Raw genomic sequence first — 16106 nt, 5'->3', positions numbered from 1 at the left:
CCCACCCCGGCCGGGGGCTTCGTCACAGCACGTACGGATACAGCCCGACGCGACCGCACGGAGCGGCCACCTCAACCGGCCCCGCCGCCCGCCGCAGGCGGCTCTCACGTCACCCGGGAGCCCTGCCCCGGACTGTGCAGGGCGGCGGCGACGGCGGCGGCGAGGGCCGGGGCGTCGGTGGGGTGGAGGGTGGCGATGGAGATCCGGACGGCGGGCGGGGAGGCGAGGCGGAAGCGGGAGCCGGGGGCGACCACCCAGCCGTGGTGGAGGAGGGCGGCGACGGCGGCGGTCTCGTCGGGGACGGGCACCCACACGTTGACCCCGCTCGCGCCGTGGGCCCGGACGCCGTGCGCGGCCAGCGCATTGAGCAGCGCGTCGCGCCGCGAGCGGTACGCGGCGGCGACGCTCGCGGCGGGCGCGGCGTCGGTGCGGCGCAGCTCGACGACGGCGCGCTGCAGCAGGTGGCTGACCCAGCCGACGTCCAGCCGCTGGCGGCCGAGCACCCGGGCGACGGTGTCCGCGTCGCCGATGAACACGGCGACCCGCAGGTCGGGCCCGAGGGCCTTGGCGGCGGAGCGGACCAGCGCCCAGCGGCCGACGGTGGTGCCGCCGCGCCCGTCGGAGGCGAGCGACTGGAAGGGCTGGTCGACCATGCCGTGCCCGTGGTCGTCCTCGATCAGCACGGTCTCGGGCCGGGCGGCGAGGACGGTGCGCAGCGCGGCGGCGCGGGCGGGGGTGAGGGCGGCGCCGGTGGGGTTCTGGGCGCGGCTGGTGACGACCAGGGCGCGGGCGCCGGCGTCGAGGGCGGCGGCGACGGCGTCGGGGAGCGGGCCCTGGTCGTCGACGGCGACGCCGATGGTGCGCAGGCCGAGGGCGGGGGCCAGGTCGAGCAGGCTGCCCCAGCCCGGGTCCTCGACGGCGACGGTGTCGCCGGTGCGCAGGGTGGCGGCGAGGACGCGGCCGATGGTGTCCAACGCGCCGGAGCAGACGGCGAGTTCGCCCTCGGGTGCGCCGTCGGCGCGGAATTCGGCGCGGAAGCCGTCGAGGAGTTCGGGTTCGGCGACGCCGTGGCCGTACATGACGACAGGTCCGGCGGCGGCTGCGGCCAGGGCGGGGCCGAGGGGCGGCAGCAGCGCGGGGTCGGGGTTGCCGGCGGACAGGTCGCGGGCGCCGGGCGGGACGGGCAGGCGGGCCTCGTCGCGGGGGGTGGTGGCGGGGCGGGGTCGGATGCGGCTGCCGCGGCGCCCGGCGGTCTCGATGACGCCGCGTTCGCGCAGCAGGCGGTAGGCGGCGGCGACGGTGTTGGGGTTGACGCCGAGTTCGCCGGCCAGGTCGCGCAGTGGCGGCAGGGCGGCTCCGGGCGCCAACCGGCCGTCGGCGACGGCGCGTTCGACGTCGGCGGCGATCTCGCTGGCCCGCCGACCCGTGATCCGATATTCTCCTAGCACAAACATGATTATGCACTAGTACATAGGGGGCTGTCATGCCGGACACGCCGAAGGACGCCTACACCCGGAACGATCTCACCACGCCCACCAGGGACAAGCACCGGGCCTCCTGGGACCGCGCGGCGGTGCACGCGATCCTCGACGCCGGCTACCTGTGCCACCTGGGCTTCGTCCGGGACGGCGCGCCGGTGGTGCTGCCCACCCTGTACGCGCGGGTCGGCGACCGGCTGTACATCCACGGCTCCACCGGCAGCCGCCCGCTGCGCGACGCCCGCGCCGAGCAGGGCCTCCCGGTGTGCGTGACGGTGACGCACCTGGACGGCCTGGTGCTGGCGAAGTCGGCGTTCAACCACTCCGTCAACTACCGCTCGGTGGTGGCGCACGGCACCGCGCACCAGGTCACCGACCCCGAGGAGCTGCGCGTCGCGCTGGACGCGATCGTCGAGCAGGCGGTGCCGGGCCGCGCCGCGGACTGCCGGCCGGGCAACGCCAGGGAGCTGGCGGCGACGGCGGTGATCCGGCTGGAGCTGGACCAGGTGTCGGCGAAGACCCGCACCGGCGGCGTCGAGGACGAGGAGGAGGATCTCGGCCTGCCGTACTGGGCGGGCGTGGTGCCGGTCGCCCCGGTGTACGGCGCGCCGGAGCCCGCCGCGCACTCGACCGCCGAGCTGCCCGGCTACCTGGCGGGCCCGGCATGCTGATCCGCGGCTGGGACCGGGGCTCGGAGCAGGAGTGGCGCGAGTGGCTGGCCGCCGGGCGGGACTTCGGCACGCTGGCCGCCAACGGCCCCGAGGGCCCCGTCCTGGTGCCCACGCACTTCCTGCTGGACGCCGGGGCCGGCGAGATCCTGCTGCACCTGGCCGCCCCCAACCCGCTGCTGGCGGCGGTCCGCGCCGATCCGCACGTGACGCTGGCGGTCACCGACGACTACGCCTTCGCCCCGGGCCGCTGGCGCGGCGCGCCGTACACGCCGACCAGCTACTACGCCTCGGTGCAGTTCGCCTGCACGGCCGAGGTGGTGGACGACCCGGCCGGCAAGGCGGAGATCCTCAACCGGCAGCTGGCGCACTTCCAGCCGGAGAACGCCGAGGACCGCGTGACGGTCGGGGCGGCGCCGTACGGCGGGGTGCTGACCGGCCTGCGCGGACTGCGGCTGACGGTGCGCCGGGTGCGGGCGAAGTTCAAGTACGACGACAAGAAGCCGGTCGAGATGCAGGGGGACATCGCCGAGCGCCTCGCCGAGCGGCACGCGGCGGGCGGCAACCCGCAGGACGCGGCGGCCCGGGCGCAGCTGCTGCGGCGGCGCGCCAGGCGCCTGGAGCCGTGACGCCTCGCCGGTTCCGGGCGTCCGGGCCGTGACGCTTCGTCGGTTCCGGGCGTGTCGAGGCCGCGTCACGGGGTAGCCGCTGGTCGAATTACCTCCGGATATTTCCGCCCGTAACCGGACGGATCGTCACGTAGGGAGAGAGCACTGGCTACCCACTCCTCCGCCGTCCGGGACGAGCACCTCGGCCATGTGGTGTTCATCTCCGCCGCTGCCGCGATGGGCGGCTTCCTGTTCGGCTACGACAGCGCGGTGATCAACGGCGCGGTCACCGGCATCCAGAAGCACTTCGGCGTCGGCAACGGCGAGACCGCGTTCGTGGTGGCGATCGCGCTGCTCGGCTCGGCGGCCGGCGCGGTGGTCGCCGGCTGGCTGGCCGACCACCTGGGCCGGGTGCGGACCATGCTGATGGCCGCGACGCTGTTCGCGATCAGCGGCGTCGGCTCGATGTTCCCGCCCAGCATCCAGGTGCTGGGGGTGTGGCGGGTGGTCGGCGGCATCGCGATCGGCATCGCCTCGGTGATCGCCCCGACCTACATCGCCGAGGTCGCGCCGACCGCCTACCGGGGGCGGCTCGCCTCGTTCCAGCAGATGGCGATCGTGCTCGGCATCACGGTCTCGCAGCTCGCCAACTGGGCGCTCAACCAGGCGGCGGGCGGCGAGTCCACCAACCATCTGGGGGGCGTCCAGGCCTGGCAGTGGATGCTCGGCGTGGAGGCGGTGCCCGCCCTGGTGTACGGGCTGATGGCGCTGGCCATCCCCGAGTCGCCGCGCTACCTGATCGCGGACCGGCGCGAGGAGCAGGCCCGCAAGGTGCTGGTGGAGGTCGAGGGCCCGAACGTCGACCTGGACGCCCGGGTGGCGGAGATCCGTCGGGTGCTGGAGACCCGGCGCAAGCCGCGGCTGTCGGACCTGCTCGGCGGCCGGTTCGGGCTGCTGCCGATCGTCTGGGTCGGCATCGGCGCCTCGGTGTTCCAGCAGTTCGTCGGCATCAACGTGATCTTCTACTACTCGTCGTTCCTGTGGCAGTCGGTCGGCATCAAGGAGTCCGACTCGCTGCTGCTGTCGCTGTCCACCTCGATCATCAACGTCATCGGCACGGTGATCGCGATGGCGCTGGTGGACCGGATCGGCCGCAAGCCGCTGGCCCTGGCGGGCTCCGCCGGCATGGCGGTCGCGCTGGCGCTGGCCGCCTGGGCGTTCTCCTACCGGCACGGCACCGGCGACACCGCCACCCTCGACGACACCCACGCGGTGGTGGCGCTGGTCGCCGCGCACGTCTTCGTGCTGTGCTTCGCGTTCTCCTGGGGCGTGGTGGTGTGGGTGCTGCTCGGCGAGATGTTCCCGAACGCGATCCGGGCGCTCGCCCTGTCGGTCGCCGCGTCCGCGCAGTGGATCGCCAACTGGGCGATCACCGTCTCCTTCCCCACGCTGTCCGACTGGAACCTGTCCGCGACGTACGTGATCTACGCCTGCTTCGCGCTGCTGTCGATCCCGTTCGTGGCCTTCTGCATCTCGGAGACCAAGGGCAAAGCGCTGGAAGAGATGGGCTGAACAGTCACTGACACACCGTCACCGTGCGGGCGGCGGACGCGGGTCCGGGCCTAGAGTGCCAGTCGAACCTGCCTGCCCGCCGCCGCGCGCGGCCACCCCGACGGAGAGGCCATGGGCGCTGCCCGCCAGAACGTCAGCTTCGCCGGCCACTTGGGCCGGACCGTGCACGGCTACCTGGCGGCGCCGCCCGCCGGGGTGGGCCCCGGAGTCCTGGTGATCCAGGAGTGGTGGGGGCTGACCCGGCACATCGCCGAACTCACCGACCGGCTCGCCGCCGAGGGCTTCCTCGCCCTGGCGCCCGACCTGTACGGCGGCACCGTCACCCACGACGCGGAGGCGGCGGCCCGGATGAAGCGCGAACTGCCCGCCGCGCGGGTCGCCGAGGAGCTCACCGCGGCCGTGTCCTACCTGCTGGCGCACCCCGGCTCGGTCGGCGACGCGATCGGCGTGGTCGGCTTCTGCATGGGCGGCGGCCTCGCCCTGCGGCTCGCCGCCCACGAGGGCGACCGGGTCGCCGCCGTCGTCCCGTTCTACGGCCTGCCCGCCGACCCCGAGTACGACTACCGGGGCCTGACCGCCCACGTCCTGGGCCACTTCGGCGAGCAGGACGCCTCGCTGCCCGTCGCCGTGGTCGACGAGGCCGCCATCCGCATCGGCGAGGCCACCGACCGCCGCCCGGAGATCCACTTCTACCCGGCCGGCCACGCCTTCATGAACGACGAGAAGACCCCCAGCAGCTACGACCCCCTCCAGGCCGCCATCGCCTGGCGCCGCACCCTCACCTTCCTGTGGGCGCACCTGGGTTGAGCGCGAACCACTGGCCCGGGCCGGCTTCCGGGTGGTAGCTGTGGTGGATGCTGATCGGGGAGAAGGTCCTGCTGCGGGCCCGGCAGGAGAGCGATGTCGCGGTGCTGCACGGGGAGTTGTACGAGGACGTCGCCACCCGCGCCCGGACCGACGGGCGGCCCTGGCGGCCGCTGCCCGTCGAGGCCTCGCCGTTCCAGGGGCCCGGGCCCGAGAACGCGGCGGTGTTCTCGGCAGTGGAGCGCGCGGGCGGCGAACTCGCCGGCGCGGCCGTGCTGTGGGGCGTCGACACCCACCACCGCTCCGCGCACCTCGGCCTGTCGCTGCGGCCCGCGATGCGCTGGCGCGGCCTGGGGACGGACGTGGTGCGGGTGCTGTGCCGGTACGGCTTCGAGGTGTGCGGACTGCACCGCCTCCAGGTGGACACGCTCGCGGACAACACCGCGATGATCGGCGCCGCCGAGCGGGCCGGGTTCCACGTCGAGGGGACGATGCGCGGTGCGGCCTGGGTGACCGGCCGGTTCGTCGACGAGGTGGTGCTGGGGATGCTCGCCGAGGAATGGACGCGCTGAAATTCGGTGGACAGGGCGGGTGTTGACGGGCGATCGTCGGCCGGTGCGAATCAGCTACCCGGCCTGGGCCGGCCGCAACTATCGGATCCAGACCGCCGCGACGGTGGTGAGCGGGCTGGGCAACGCCGCCGCGCCGATCGCCACCGCGTTCGCGGTGCTGGAGGCGGGCTGGGGCACCGCCGAGGTGGGCTACGTGACGGCGGCGCGGACGGTGCCGCTGGTGGTGCTGATGCTGCTCGGCGGCGCGGTCGCCGACCGGTGGCCGCGCCACGTGGTGATGGTGAGCGCCAACGCGTTCAACGCCGTCTCGCAGGCGGCGCTGGCCGCGCTGGTGCTGATCGGGCATCCGCCGCTGTGGGCGCTGCTGGTGCTCGCCGCCGCCGGCGGCGCGGGCCAGGCGTTCTACACCCCGGCGGCGGAGGGCGTGATCCTCCAGGCGGTGCCCGCCGAGCACGCCTCGAAGGCGATCTCGGTGTTCAAGATGGGCATGAACGGCGCGCAGATCGCCGGCGCCGCGCTCGGCGGCCTGCTGGCCGCCGTGTCCGGCCCGGGCTGGGTGCTGGCGGTGGACGCGGCCTGCTTCGCGGTGGCCGCGCTGATGCGGGCCGGCCTGGAGCAGGTCGGCGGGAAGCGCGCGAGCGGCCCCAGCCTGGTGCACGAACTGCGGGTCGGCTGGCGGGAGTTCGTCTCGCGCCGCTGGCTGTGGGCGATCGTCGTGCAGTTCTCGCTGATCAACGCCTGCGTGCTGGCCGTGGAGACGGTGTACGGGCCGGTGGTCGCCGACGACCGGATGGGCGGCGCCGGGGCGTGGGGCACCGCGATGGCCGCGCTCAGCGTCGGCATGGTGGCGAGCGCGGTGCTGATGGCGCGCTGGCAGCCGCGCCGGGTGCTGCTGGTCGGCAACGGCGGCGTGTTCCTGTTCGGCCTGCCCGCCCTGGCGCTGGCGCTCGAACTGCCGCTGGCGCCCGTCGTGGTGGCGATGTTCCTGTCCGGCGTCGGCGTCACGGTGTTCGTGGTGGGCTGGCTGGTGGCGCTCCGCCAGGAGATCCCGGAGGAACTGCTGTCGCGGATCTCCGCGTACGACGCCTTCGGGTCCTTCGCGCTGATGCCCGCGGGCACCGCGCTGGCCGGGCCGGTGGCGAACGCGCTGGGCCGCTCCGGCGCGCTGTGGGCGTGCGCGCTGACCTGCCTGGGCCTGGCCGCGGCGGTGCTCCTGGTGCCCGAGGTGCGGCAGTTGGAACGCAAGGTGCCGGAGGCGCGCGGCAACAGGCCGCAACCGGAGCCTGCCCCGTCCGGGTGACAGCGGGCGCCCGGTGCAACCCGCGGGGCCCGGAATGCGTCCGTGCGGGCAACTGGCCACGACCCGGTGAGGAATCCGCATGGGCAAGCCGCTGCTGTACGTTGACGTCGACGGGGTGCTGAACCCGGTGTTCCCGCACCCCGACGAGGACTTCGACTCCCATACGCTGCTGGGCTATTCGGTGCTGTTGTCCCCGCGCCACGGCGAGTGGCTGCGCGAACTGGCCGACCACTACGACCTGGTGTGGGCGACCACCTGGGAGTTCGAGGCGAATCGGTACATCGCCCCGCTGCTGGGCCTGCCGGAGCTGCCGGTGGTGAAGTTCAGCGGCTACGTGCCGCAGCCCGGCGACCCGCGGGTGCCGCTGATGGAGCTGTTCTCGGCCTTCAAGTGGGCGCCGCTGCTGCGCTACGCCGAGGGCCGCCCGTTCGCCTGGGTGGACGACCTGATCCCGTCCCGGCTGGTGCGCCGCAGCCTGCTGCGCCCGGACCGGCTGCTGATGCCGATCGACCCGGCGCAGGGCCTGCGGCGCGAGCACGTGGACCGGCTGCTGCGCCGGCCCCCGACGCAGAACTGGCTCAACCGGTGGGCGGGCTGAGCGGCGCCGACTCGGCCTCCGGGCGCGCGGGCCGGGGCTCGCCCACCTCGACCCAGACCCGTTCCCAGCGGGCGGTGCGGCTGTGCCCGAAGCGGTCGCCGTACCCCAGCACCCGCAGCACCGCCTGGGTCTGGGCGCGGTCGGGGCGGTCGACCACCTGAAGGCTGATCTTGGTGACGCCCTTGCGGGTGTCCTGCGTCGGCCGGTGCCCGGTGAGCTTGTGCAGCGCGTCCGCGATCCGGCGGACGCGCTCCCGGTCGCGGTCGCCGTGCCAGTCCTGCTCCCCGCCCATGCCGCTCCCGCTCCCCCGACTCCTCGGCGCACCGCCGACCGCCAGCCTATCGCCGACCGGCCAGCCGTCGGGCGGTTTCGGTCAGGACGGCAGCCAGTCGACGTGCCCGGCCAGCAGCGCGTAGCCGACGAAGGCGACGGTGTCGATCAGGGCGTGCGCGGCGACCAGCGGGCCGACCCGGCGCCAGCGGCGGTACAGCAGGCAGAACACCACGCCCATCACCATGTTGCCGACCAGCCCGCCGATGCCCTGGTACAGGTGGTACGAGCCGCGCAGCACCGCGCTGGCGGTGATGATCGCGGGCCACGACCAGCCGATCTGGTGCAGCCGGCGCACCAGGTAGCCGACCACCACGACCTCTTCGAGGATGGCGTTCTGCCAGGCGGCGGCGACCAGCACGGGGATGCGCCACCACACCTCGGGCAGGCCGGAGGGCGCCACCGTCAGGTTGAAGCCGGCGGCCTGCGCGCCGAGGTAGAGCGCCAGCCCCGAGCCGCCGATGGCCGCGGCGAGCAGCGCGCCCCGGCCGAGGTCGGGGAGTTTGTGGCGCAGGTCGAAGCCGATGGTGCGCAGCGAGGCGCCTTCGCGGACCAGCAGGTAGCCGACCAGGGCGACCGGCATCAGGCCGCGGGCGACGGCGTACAGCTGCCAGGCGAGGTCGAGCCAGGGCCGGCCGGGGGCGCGGGAGGCGTTGAGGGTGGCGACCTGCTGGCCGAGGCCGACGGGTTCGGTGAGCGAGCCGATGAAGCTGATCAGCGCGGAGACGCCGCTCGCGCCGAGCGAGAGCCCGAGGACGACGAGCAGTTCGACGGCGAGCAGCCGGCGCGAGGGGGTCTGGGTGGTGGCGGGCTCGGCCGAGGCGGTGGTCACTGGTCTCCCCGAGGGCGGATGCGGCCCGGAGCTCCTGCGGCGGCTCCGGGCCGATCATCCTTTCACAGGACGATGAGACGTTCCTGGACCCCTGGGGGCGGGCCTGCGGTCAGTCCACCGGCCAGGTGTGCACGGGCTCGCCGCTGCGCATGCCCTCGATGTAGCGGCGGGTCATGGCGGCGATCGCGGCGTTCGGGTCAAGGCCGTGGCGTTCGCGCAGGCGGTGCACGACGGCGGCCTGCCAGGCGGCGCCGTTGGTGCGGCGCAGGCAGCGCTGCTCGATGATGCCGAGGTAGTGGTCGCGGTCGCGGGCGGCGATGCCCCAGCGGTCCAGGCCCTGGTGGGCGAGCGGCAGCAGTTCGTTCAGCACCAGGTCGGTGGCGGGCAGTTGGACCAGGCCGCGGGCGCCGCGCCCGGAGCGGGGCCACCACTGGACGGCGTCGATGCCGTGGCGGGCGCCGCTGCGGAAGTTCTCGTCGGCCTTCTCGAACGGCAGCCTGGTCCAGATCGGACGGGGCTGCTCGGCCAGCACCCGCACCAGGCCGTAGTAGAAGGCGGCGTTGGCGAGGATGTCGGCGACGGTGGGGCCGGCGGGCAGGCAGCGGTTCTCCACCCGCAGGTGCGCGACGCCGTCGGCGACGTCGTAGATCGGGCGGTTCCAGCGGTAGATGACGCCGTTGTGCAGGCGCATCTCGCCGAGCCGGGGCGCGCCGCCGGAGGCCAGCACCTTGACCGGGTCCTCGTCCTCGCAGATCGGCAGCAGCGCCGGGAAGTACCGCAGGTTCTCCTCGAACAGGTCGTAGACGGAGTCGACCCAGCGCTCCCCGAACCAGGTGATCGGCCGGACCCCCTGCGCCTTGAGCTCGGCCGTCCGGGTGTCGCAGGCCTGCTGGAAGAGCACCGGTCGGGTCTCGCGCCACAGCTCGCGGCCGAACAGGAACGGCGAGTTCGCGCCGAGGGCGAGCTGGACGCCGCAGATCGACTGGGCGGCGTTCCACACCGAGGCGAACCGGGCGGGAGTGACCTGCAGGTGCAGTTGCAGGGAGGTGGCGGCGGCCTCGGCGACCATCGACACCGAGTCGATGGTCAGCCGCTCGACGCCCTCGATGTCGAGCGCGATGTCCTCGCCGCGGGCGGCCAGGATCTGGTCGCTGAGCAGGGTGTAGCGGTCGTTGCTGGACATCGCGTCCAGCCCGGCGTGCGCCAGGTCCAGGGTCGGCAGGATGCCGACCATGACGAGGCGGCCGCCGGCCTGGGCGGCCCGGTGGTCGGCGTAGCGCAGGGCGGTGCCGAGTTCCTCGCGCAGGTCCTCGAAGACGTGCCCGCCCAGGCGGCGGGCGGCGACGTTGAGCTCGATGTTGAAGCGGCCGAGCTCGGTCTGGAAGTCGGTAGAAGAGATCGCGTCCAGCACCTGCTCGTTGCCGAGCATCGGGCCGCCCTGCTCGTCGGCCAGGTTGATCTCGATCTCCAGGCCCATCATCGCCTTGGGGCGGTCGAACCGTTCCTCGCTGAGCATCCGCCCCAGCACGTCCAGACAGGACTGGAGCTTGCGGCGGTACTGCTGCCGGTCGGCCAGCTCCGCCCGGGTCGCCACGACTTTCTCGCCCACGGGTGCCTTCCCTCCCCTCGGTCGACAGTGCCTGTGCATCATGCCCCGCGCGAAGATTTCTAGCCCCGGACGCGAACCGCCGAACGGCGCAAGGTTTCTGACGCATCGTCAGTTCAAACCCGCTTGCGCGGCACAACGGAACGTGATATGAAGGTCACCCTGCGCACTTGTTCGAGTAGAATTCGCACGCCGCTCAGGCCAGGTCAGGGCCGTCCGAGAAACCCCCACTGTCGAGGGACTCGTCGACGACCCGCCCACCCCTTCGGCGCTCTTGCCCAACCGGACACGGCCAGACCCCGTCAATGTCGACGCCATGCCGGTATGCCGCAGTACGCCGATCTCGAACGGAGAGGCGACTCACCATGACGCTGCACCTGTCCCAGCCCCCGGTCGGCGCTCTGGACGCCGTACGCTCGGCCCTCGCGCCCGGGGCGGCCCTGCCGCCGTCGGCGACGGCCGTGCTCCGCCATAGCGCCGGCCGCCCGGAGCCGCTGCTCGCGCTGCCCGTGCACGCCCTGCGCGGGCCCGAGCGCCGACTGGCCGGGGCGGAGTGCGTCGGTTGGCGGTTCCTGCTGCGCGCCTGCCCGGCGCAGGCGGCGCCGTCCGGGTGCCCGCACGGCGACTGCGACGGCGCGGGCGGGGCGCTCCCGGCCCGGGAGCAGCGGCCGCTGGCCACCGGCGAGTTCTCCGAGGACGGGCTGGAGCAGGTGGTGGCCGCCGCCGAGGTCGCCGCCGGCGCGGACGGGCCGGTGTTCTCGCACCTGGCCGCCGGGCCCTTCCTGGACTCCACGGTGCGGGCGCTGCGGCAGGCCTGGCAGCTGGTGCACCCCTCCCCCGCGCGCTACGAGCCGCGGCTGCTGTCGCTGCCGGAGCACTACGCGTCGGTGCTGTGGCTGCACAGCGCGCTGCCCGGCGAGGACCTGCTGATCCCGCTGGCGCCCGCGCCCGTCGGAGTGGCGGCCCATCAGGTGCTGTCCGCGGCGGAGCTGCTGGCCCGGCTGGCGCACGCCCCGGCGGCCCGGCCGACCGCGCTGATCGGCTGACACCACCCGGACGGGCCCCCGCACCACCCGGACGGGCCATCCCGGACTGATCCGATCGGATCGCTCCGGGATGGCCCGTCCGGGCGCGAAACGCGCCGCCCGCCGCCCGGTAGGGTGATCTCGCCGGATCTTCTGTGGCGCATGTCACCAAATGCCTGCGGGAGCGCCCGGAGAGTCGGACACTTGTTGTCGGTCGGGAGGAAGACCACACGTCCTACCCGGCTGACGCCGTTTCACACCTGTTGCGGCGAGAAAGTTTCCGCCGGCAGGTCGGCGCCCAGGGGGGTGACCGTTCGGCGGCGCGAATCCCGAGCGAAGCGAGGTACAACGATGTGCCAGCACCGAACCGACTGTCCGTCCGCCGAGTCGCCGGACCGTGAGGCGGCCGAAGCGGTCGCCCGCCACCCCGAGCAGGGCTGGAGCCTGCTCTGCAACGGGGTGCTGCTGTTCGACGACACCGGCGAGCTGCTGCCGGACGGAAGCGTGATCGCCCCGCGCCGCACCCTGCTGATCGCCGCCTGAACGCGGTCTCCCGCTTTTTCGCCGATCACCGCCCGCCCGGAGTGCGCCCTCCCGGCGGGCGTCGGCGTTCCCGGCGCACCGTCAGGAGCCCCCGACGGGGAGGTCGTCCGGCGTGGACGGGTCGTACCAGAGGCTGAGCATCGGGGCGTGCCACTGCCAGCCGAGGGCGGTGTAGAGGGCGCGCCCCTGGGTGGTGCCGACCAGCAGGCCGGTGCGGGCGCCGGCCGCGTGCGCCTCGCTCTGCAGGGTGCGCATCAGCAGGGTGCCAAGGCCGCGGCGGCGGTGCTCGGGGGCGGTCTCGATCTGGTCGGCGACGGCGAGCGGCGGCCCGCCGGGTTCCGTGCCCGCCCCGAGGCCGATCTGTCCCCGGGCGGCGAACGCGCCGTCGGCGGTGCGCACCATCGCGCGGATCACGCCGCCCCGGCTCCAGCTGGTGATCCGGTAGCCGGGCACCGCGGCCGGGGTCTCGGGGCGCAGCCGACAGCTCATCAGGTGGCCGGGGACGTCCACGTGCCAGCCGGGCCCGATCCACGGCAGGGCGCGTTCGTCCGCGTCGAACAGCTTGAGCCAGGTCCACGGGACGGTGGTGCCCGCGGTGAGTTCGCGGACGTCGGGCTCGGTGGGGGCGGGCAGCACGTGCCGCCAGGGGTGGCGGGGTTGGCCGACGTCGATCGTCCAGCCCCAGGGTTCGGGCCGGGGGTCGGCGGCGCCCCGGGAGGCCGTCCAGCCGCTGAGCCAGGACCGGACGAGGTGGGGGACGGTCGGGTCGTCGGGCATGGGGGCGCTCCGCGTTCGGTAAGGACTGATGGACGGTTAGGGATATTACCGATGCGCGGCCCGGGTCGTCACGGGTTTTCCGATCATCCTCCTGCCGGGGCGAGATGTCTGTACAGGTTGCCGTGTGCGTCATCCGTCGGCCATCCGCCGCACCGGTCCAGTCCACCTGGGCGGCCTAGGAATGGTCGCGGCCGGGTGAGCGAAGCCCGGCACCGTGTACGAGGAGCCCCCGATGAGTCCCGAACTGTCGCGCCGTACCCTGCTGGGCGGTGCCGCCGCCGCGGCCGTGCTGTCCGCGCTGCCGCTGAGCGTCCGTCAGGCGCTGGCCGCCCCCGCCCGCCCGGGCCGGCTGGAGGACATCCAGCACGTGGTGATCTTCATGCAGGAGAACCGGGCGTTCGACCACTACTTCGGCACCCTGCCCGGAGTGCGCGGCTTCGGCGACCGCGCCGCGGTGCGCGGGGTCAACGGCCGCTCGGTCTTCCACCAGCCCGACCCGTCCCGGCCCGAGGGCCACCTGCTGCCGTTCCCGATGAACGCCGCGCACACCAGCGCCTACCAGCAGGGCGCGCCCTCGTTCGGCTACGGCGACTCGATGAGCGCCTGGAACGACGGCCGGGCGGACGGCTCGGTGACCCGGCGCTCGTCCGGCTGGCTCGGCCAGGGGTACTACGAGAGCGCCGATATGCCCTTCTACCACGCGCTGGCCTCGGTGTTCACCACCTGCGACGCGTACTACGCCTCGGTGCAGTGCAACACCAACACCAACCGCGAGCACCTGATGTCGGGCACCAGCGGCGGCACCGTCCGCGACCTGCCGATGACCGACAACTCCGAGCCCGCCGCCGGGTTCGAGTGGACCACCTACGCGGAGCGGCTGGAGCGCGCCGGGGTCAGCTGGCAGACGTACCAGGCGCTGGACAACTTCGACGACAACGCGCTGGCCTGGTTCACCAACTTCATCCAGGCCAAGCCCGGTTCGCCGCTGTACGAGCGCGGCCTGCGGCAGGTCGGCGACCCGGCGAAGAAGAACGACCCGTTCGCGATGGGCGACGCCCTGGTGGAGGCGTTCGCCGCCGACGTGCGGGCCGACAAGCTGCCGCAGGTGTCCTGGCTGATCGCGCCCGCCGCGCTGTCCGAGCACGCCAACTACGCGCCCCCGAACGGTGAGCACCTGACGGCCCGGCTGCTGGCGGCGCTGGCCGCCAACCCGGAGGTGTGGGCGAAGACCGTGTTCATCCTCAACTACGACGAGCACGGCGGCTTCTTCGACCACCTGCTGCCGCCGGTGCCGCCGCTGGCCGCCGGGTGCGGCGCCTCCACCGTCCCGGTGGACGGCGAGGTGGTGGTCCGGGTCGCCAAGGGCGGCTCCACGTACCACCGGGTGGTCGGGCTGGACGGCCGCTACCGGGTCAGGAACGCGGACGGCAGCCTGGGCTGGTCGGCGACGCTGCCCGCCGGGGAGAGCCTGGTGGCCGGGCCGTTCCCGATGGGCCTGGGCGTGCGGGTGCCGATGGTGGTGGTCTCGCCGTGGACCCGCGGCGGCGTGGTCGACTCGACGGTGTACGACCACACCTCGGTGATCCGGCTGCTGGAGAAGCGCTTCGGCGTCGCCGAGCCGAACATCTCGCCGTGGCGGCGGGCGGTCACCGGCGACCTCACCAACCTGTTCGACTTCTCCGGGCAGGACCCGGCCTGGCCGACGCTGCCGGACACCTCCGGCAACCGGCAGAAGGTCACCGACACCGGCAAGCTGCCCGCGCCGACCGTCCCCAAGCCGCAGCACTTCCCGCAGCAGGCCCGCGGCACCCGCACCGCCCGGCCCGTCCCCTACCACCTGCAGGTCAAGGCCCGCGTCCGCAAGGGGCAGCTCACCCTCGACCTGGCCAATCCCGGCCGGCAGGGCGCCGTGATCGCCGCCTACCCGGAGCCCGGCGCCGCGCCCCGGCACTACACCGTGGGCGTCAAGGGCAAGCTGTCCGACAGCTGGCAGATCGGCGCGGACGGCTACGACCTGCGCCTGCACGGCCCGAACGGCGCGCTGTGGCACCTGCGCGGCGACGCGGCCGGCTCCTACGAGGCGTCCGTCTCCGAGGACGGCGGGGGCGGCTGGCAGTTGGCCGTCGAGGTCGCCAACCGCACCGGCGTCAGCCGGGTGATGACCATCGGCGACCTGGCCTACGGCGGCGGGCAGCGCGAGGTGCGGCTCGGCGCGGGCGAGTCCGCGGTCGTCAACCTGCCGGTGGGCAAGGAGGGTTGGTACGACGTGGTGGTCACCGCCCGGGACGACGCCCGCTACCGCTTCCGCCGCGCGGGCCGGCTGCCGCACCAGGCAGTCGGGTACACCGACCCGGCGATCGGCCTGGCCGACCCGCTGGCCGTCGACGTCACGCTGGGCTCCGCGTCCGCGACCATCGACGAACCGCTGCTGCTGCCCGGCCGGCCCGCCCGGCTCAAGGCCCGGTTCACCGCCACCGCCGACCTCACCGCGCTGGAGGCCGCGCCGGTGCTGCCGGCCGGCTGGCCCGCCGCGAAGGTGATCACCGCGCCTGCTTCCACCGCTGCCGCCGGTACGGTCGTCGAGGCCGAGTGGGAGGTCGCGGTGCCCGCGACGCTCGCCGCGACCGGCACCAGCCGGCTGCTGGTCACCGCGCGGGCCGCCGCCGGCGACCGGTACGCCGTCGCCGACGGCGAGGTCGCGGCGCGCACCGCCCCGTCGATGGCCGGCTTCCTGCTCGGCGAGGACTTCGAGTCGCTGGCCCCCGAGCTGACCGCCGTCTCGGGCGTGCTCGGCTGGACCGCGAAGGCCCCCGCCGGCTGGTCCGTGGTCAACGCGCCCGGCATGCCGCAGGGCACCGCCCGGCTCCAGGGCTGGACCTTCCACACCAAGCGCGAATGGTCCACCCCCGCCGGGCAGGACCGCGGCAACTTCACCCGCGGCCTCGGCATCCTCGCCGTCGCCGACCCTGACGACTGGGACGACACCGGATCCCCCGCCGCCAAGGGCAAGTTCGACTCCACCCTGGTCTCCCCCGCCGTCGCCGTCCCCGCCGGAGCCACCACCCTGTACCTCGGCTTCGACTCCCACTACCGCCAGGAGGCCCCCCAGAAGGCGTCCGTCACCGCCGTCTTCGACACCGGCGCCGAGACCCGCCTGCTCAGCTACAGCAGCGACACCACCGGCAACGACAACGCCGGCAAGGACGCCCAGAACACCTTCGTCACCCGCCAGTTCGCCGTCCCCGCCGGCGCGCGGACGGTGACTCTCAAGTTCCGCATGTACGACGCGGGCAACAACTGGTACTGGGCCGTCGACCACGTCCGCCTCGACACCCGCCCGATCACCGGCTGACCCGCCCCGTGCCGGGCCCCGCCGACCGCGGGGCCCGGCAC

Annotated in this window: 15 protein-coding genes; 10 read left to right on the top strand and 5 right to left on the bottom strand. The window is 74.1% G+C overall.

Annotation, left to right across the window (positions count from 1 at the left end):
• Positions 1–104: 104 nt before the first annotated feature.
• The gene (locus ACWEMJ_RS06540; protein WP_452135846.1) at positions 105–1448 is read right to left on the bottom strand and encodes an aminotransferase class I/II-fold pyridoxal phosphate-dependent enzyme; all 1344 of its coding nucleotides are present in this window, start codon (positions 1446–1448) and stop codon (positions 105–107) included.
• Between the two features lie 35 nt (positions 1449–1483).
• On the opposite strand from ACWEMJ_RS06540, the gene ACWEMJ_RS06535 reads away from it, so the two are divergent.
• From ACWEMJ_RS06535 to ACWEMJ_RS06505, 7 genes are all read left to right on the top strand, one after another.
• Positions 1484–2149, top strand: coding sequence for a pyridoxamine 5'-phosphate oxidase family protein (locus ACWEMJ_RS06535; RefSeq protein WP_452135845.1), 666 nt, complete (start codon positions 1484–1486; stop codon positions 2147–2149).
• Positions 2143–2775, top strand: a complete 633-nt coding sequence (locus ACWEMJ_RS06530) for an FMN-binding negative transcriptional regulator (protein WP_452135844.1) — start codon at positions 2143–2145, stop codon at positions 2773–2775. Before ACWEMJ_RS06535 ends, ACWEMJ_RS06530 begins: the two co-directional genes overlap by 7 nt.
• Positions 2776–2964: 189 nt before the next feature.
• Positions 2965–4326, top strand: a complete 1362-nt coding sequence (locus ACWEMJ_RS06525) for a sugar porter family MFS transporter (protein WP_452135843.1) — start codon at positions 2965–2967, stop codon at positions 4324–4326.
• A gap of 111 nt (positions 4327–4437) precedes the next feature.
• Positions 4438–5133, top strand: coding sequence for a dienelactone hydrolase family protein (locus tag ACWEMJ_RS06520; protein WP_452135842.1), 696 nt, complete (start codon positions 4438–4440; stop codon positions 5131–5133).
• A 47-nt stretch (positions 5134–5180) separates the two neighbouring features.
• On the top strand, positions 5181–5702 hold the full coding sequence (locus tag ACWEMJ_RS06515; protein WP_452135841.1) for a GNAT family N-acetyltransferase: 522 nt from the start codon (positions 5181–5183) through the stop codon (positions 5700–5702).
• A 43-nt stretch (positions 5703–5745) separates the two neighbouring features.
• A complete protein-coding gene (locus tag ACWEMJ_RS06510; RefSeq protein WP_452135840.1) occupies positions 5746–7002 on the top strand; it encodes an MFS transporter in 1257 nt (418 codons plus the stop codon).
• Between the two features lie 79 nt (positions 7003–7081).
• On the top strand, positions 7082–7600 hold the full coding sequence (locus ACWEMJ_RS06505; protein WP_452135839.1) for an HAD domain-containing protein: 519 nt from the start codon (positions 7082–7084) through the stop codon (positions 7598–7600).
• Here the strand turns inward: ACWEMJ_RS06505 and ACWEMJ_RS06500 are convergent.
• The 3 genes from ACWEMJ_RS06500 to ACWEMJ_RS06490 all read right to left on the bottom strand — a co-directional run bounded on the left by ACWEMJ_RS06500 (position 7581) and on the right by ACWEMJ_RS06490 (position 10371).
• Positions 7581–7892 carry a hypothetical protein gene (locus ACWEMJ_RS06500; RefSeq protein WP_452135838.1) on the bottom strand — a complete coding sequence of 104 codons (312 nt, stop codon included), beginning with the start codon at positions 7890–7892 and terminating at the stop codon, positions 7581–7583. The two genes, ACWEMJ_RS06505 and ACWEMJ_RS06500, sit on opposite strands and share 20 nt — an antisense overlap.
• Before the next feature lie 81 nt (positions 7893–7973).
• Entirely contained in the window at positions 7974–8762 is a 789-nt protein-coding gene (locus ACWEMJ_RS06495) for a CPBP family intramembrane glutamic endopeptidase (protein ID WP_452135837.1), read from the bottom strand.
• 109 nt (positions 8763–8871) lie between these two features.
• Positions 8872–10371, bottom strand: a complete 1500-nt coding sequence (locus ACWEMJ_RS06490) for a glutamate--cysteine ligase (RefSeq protein ID WP_452135836.1) — start codon at positions 10369–10371, stop codon at positions 8872–8874.
• 362 nt (positions 10372–10733) lie between these two features.
• On the opposite strand from ACWEMJ_RS06490, the gene ACWEMJ_RS06485 reads away from it, so the two are divergent.
• Entirely contained in the window at positions 10734–11414 is a 681-nt protein-coding gene (locus ACWEMJ_RS06485; RefSeq protein ID WP_452135835.1) for a hypothetical protein, read from the top strand.
• 330 nt (positions 11415–11744) lie between these two features.
• Complete coding sequence (locus ACWEMJ_RS06480; RefSeq protein ID WP_452135834.1) at positions 11745–11936, top strand: DUF5999 family protein; 192 nt, start codon at positions 11745–11747, stop codon at positions 11934–11936.
• Between the two features lie 81 nt (positions 11937–12017).
• Here ACWEMJ_RS06480 and ACWEMJ_RS06475 read toward each other — a convergent pair whose 3' ends face one another.
• Positions 12018–12713, bottom strand: a complete 696-nt coding sequence (locus tag ACWEMJ_RS06475; RefSeq protein ID WP_452135833.1) for a GNAT family N-acetyltransferase — start codon at positions 12711–12713, stop codon at positions 12018–12020.
• 232 nt (positions 12714–12945) lie between these two features.
• Here ACWEMJ_RS06475 and ACWEMJ_RS06470 point away from each other — a divergent pair, with 232 nt between their 5' ends.
• Positions 12946–16065, top strand: coding sequence for a phosphocholine-specific phospholipase C (locus ACWEMJ_RS06470; protein WP_452135832.1), 3120 nt, complete (start codon positions 12946–12948; stop codon positions 16063–16065).
• Positions 16066–16106: the final 41 nt, after the last annotated feature.

The organism is Kitasatospora sp. NPDC004531, assembly GCF_053602195.1.
Note: the sequence above shows the minus strand (reverse complement) of the source record. Positions and strands in the feature narration are given on the sequence as shown.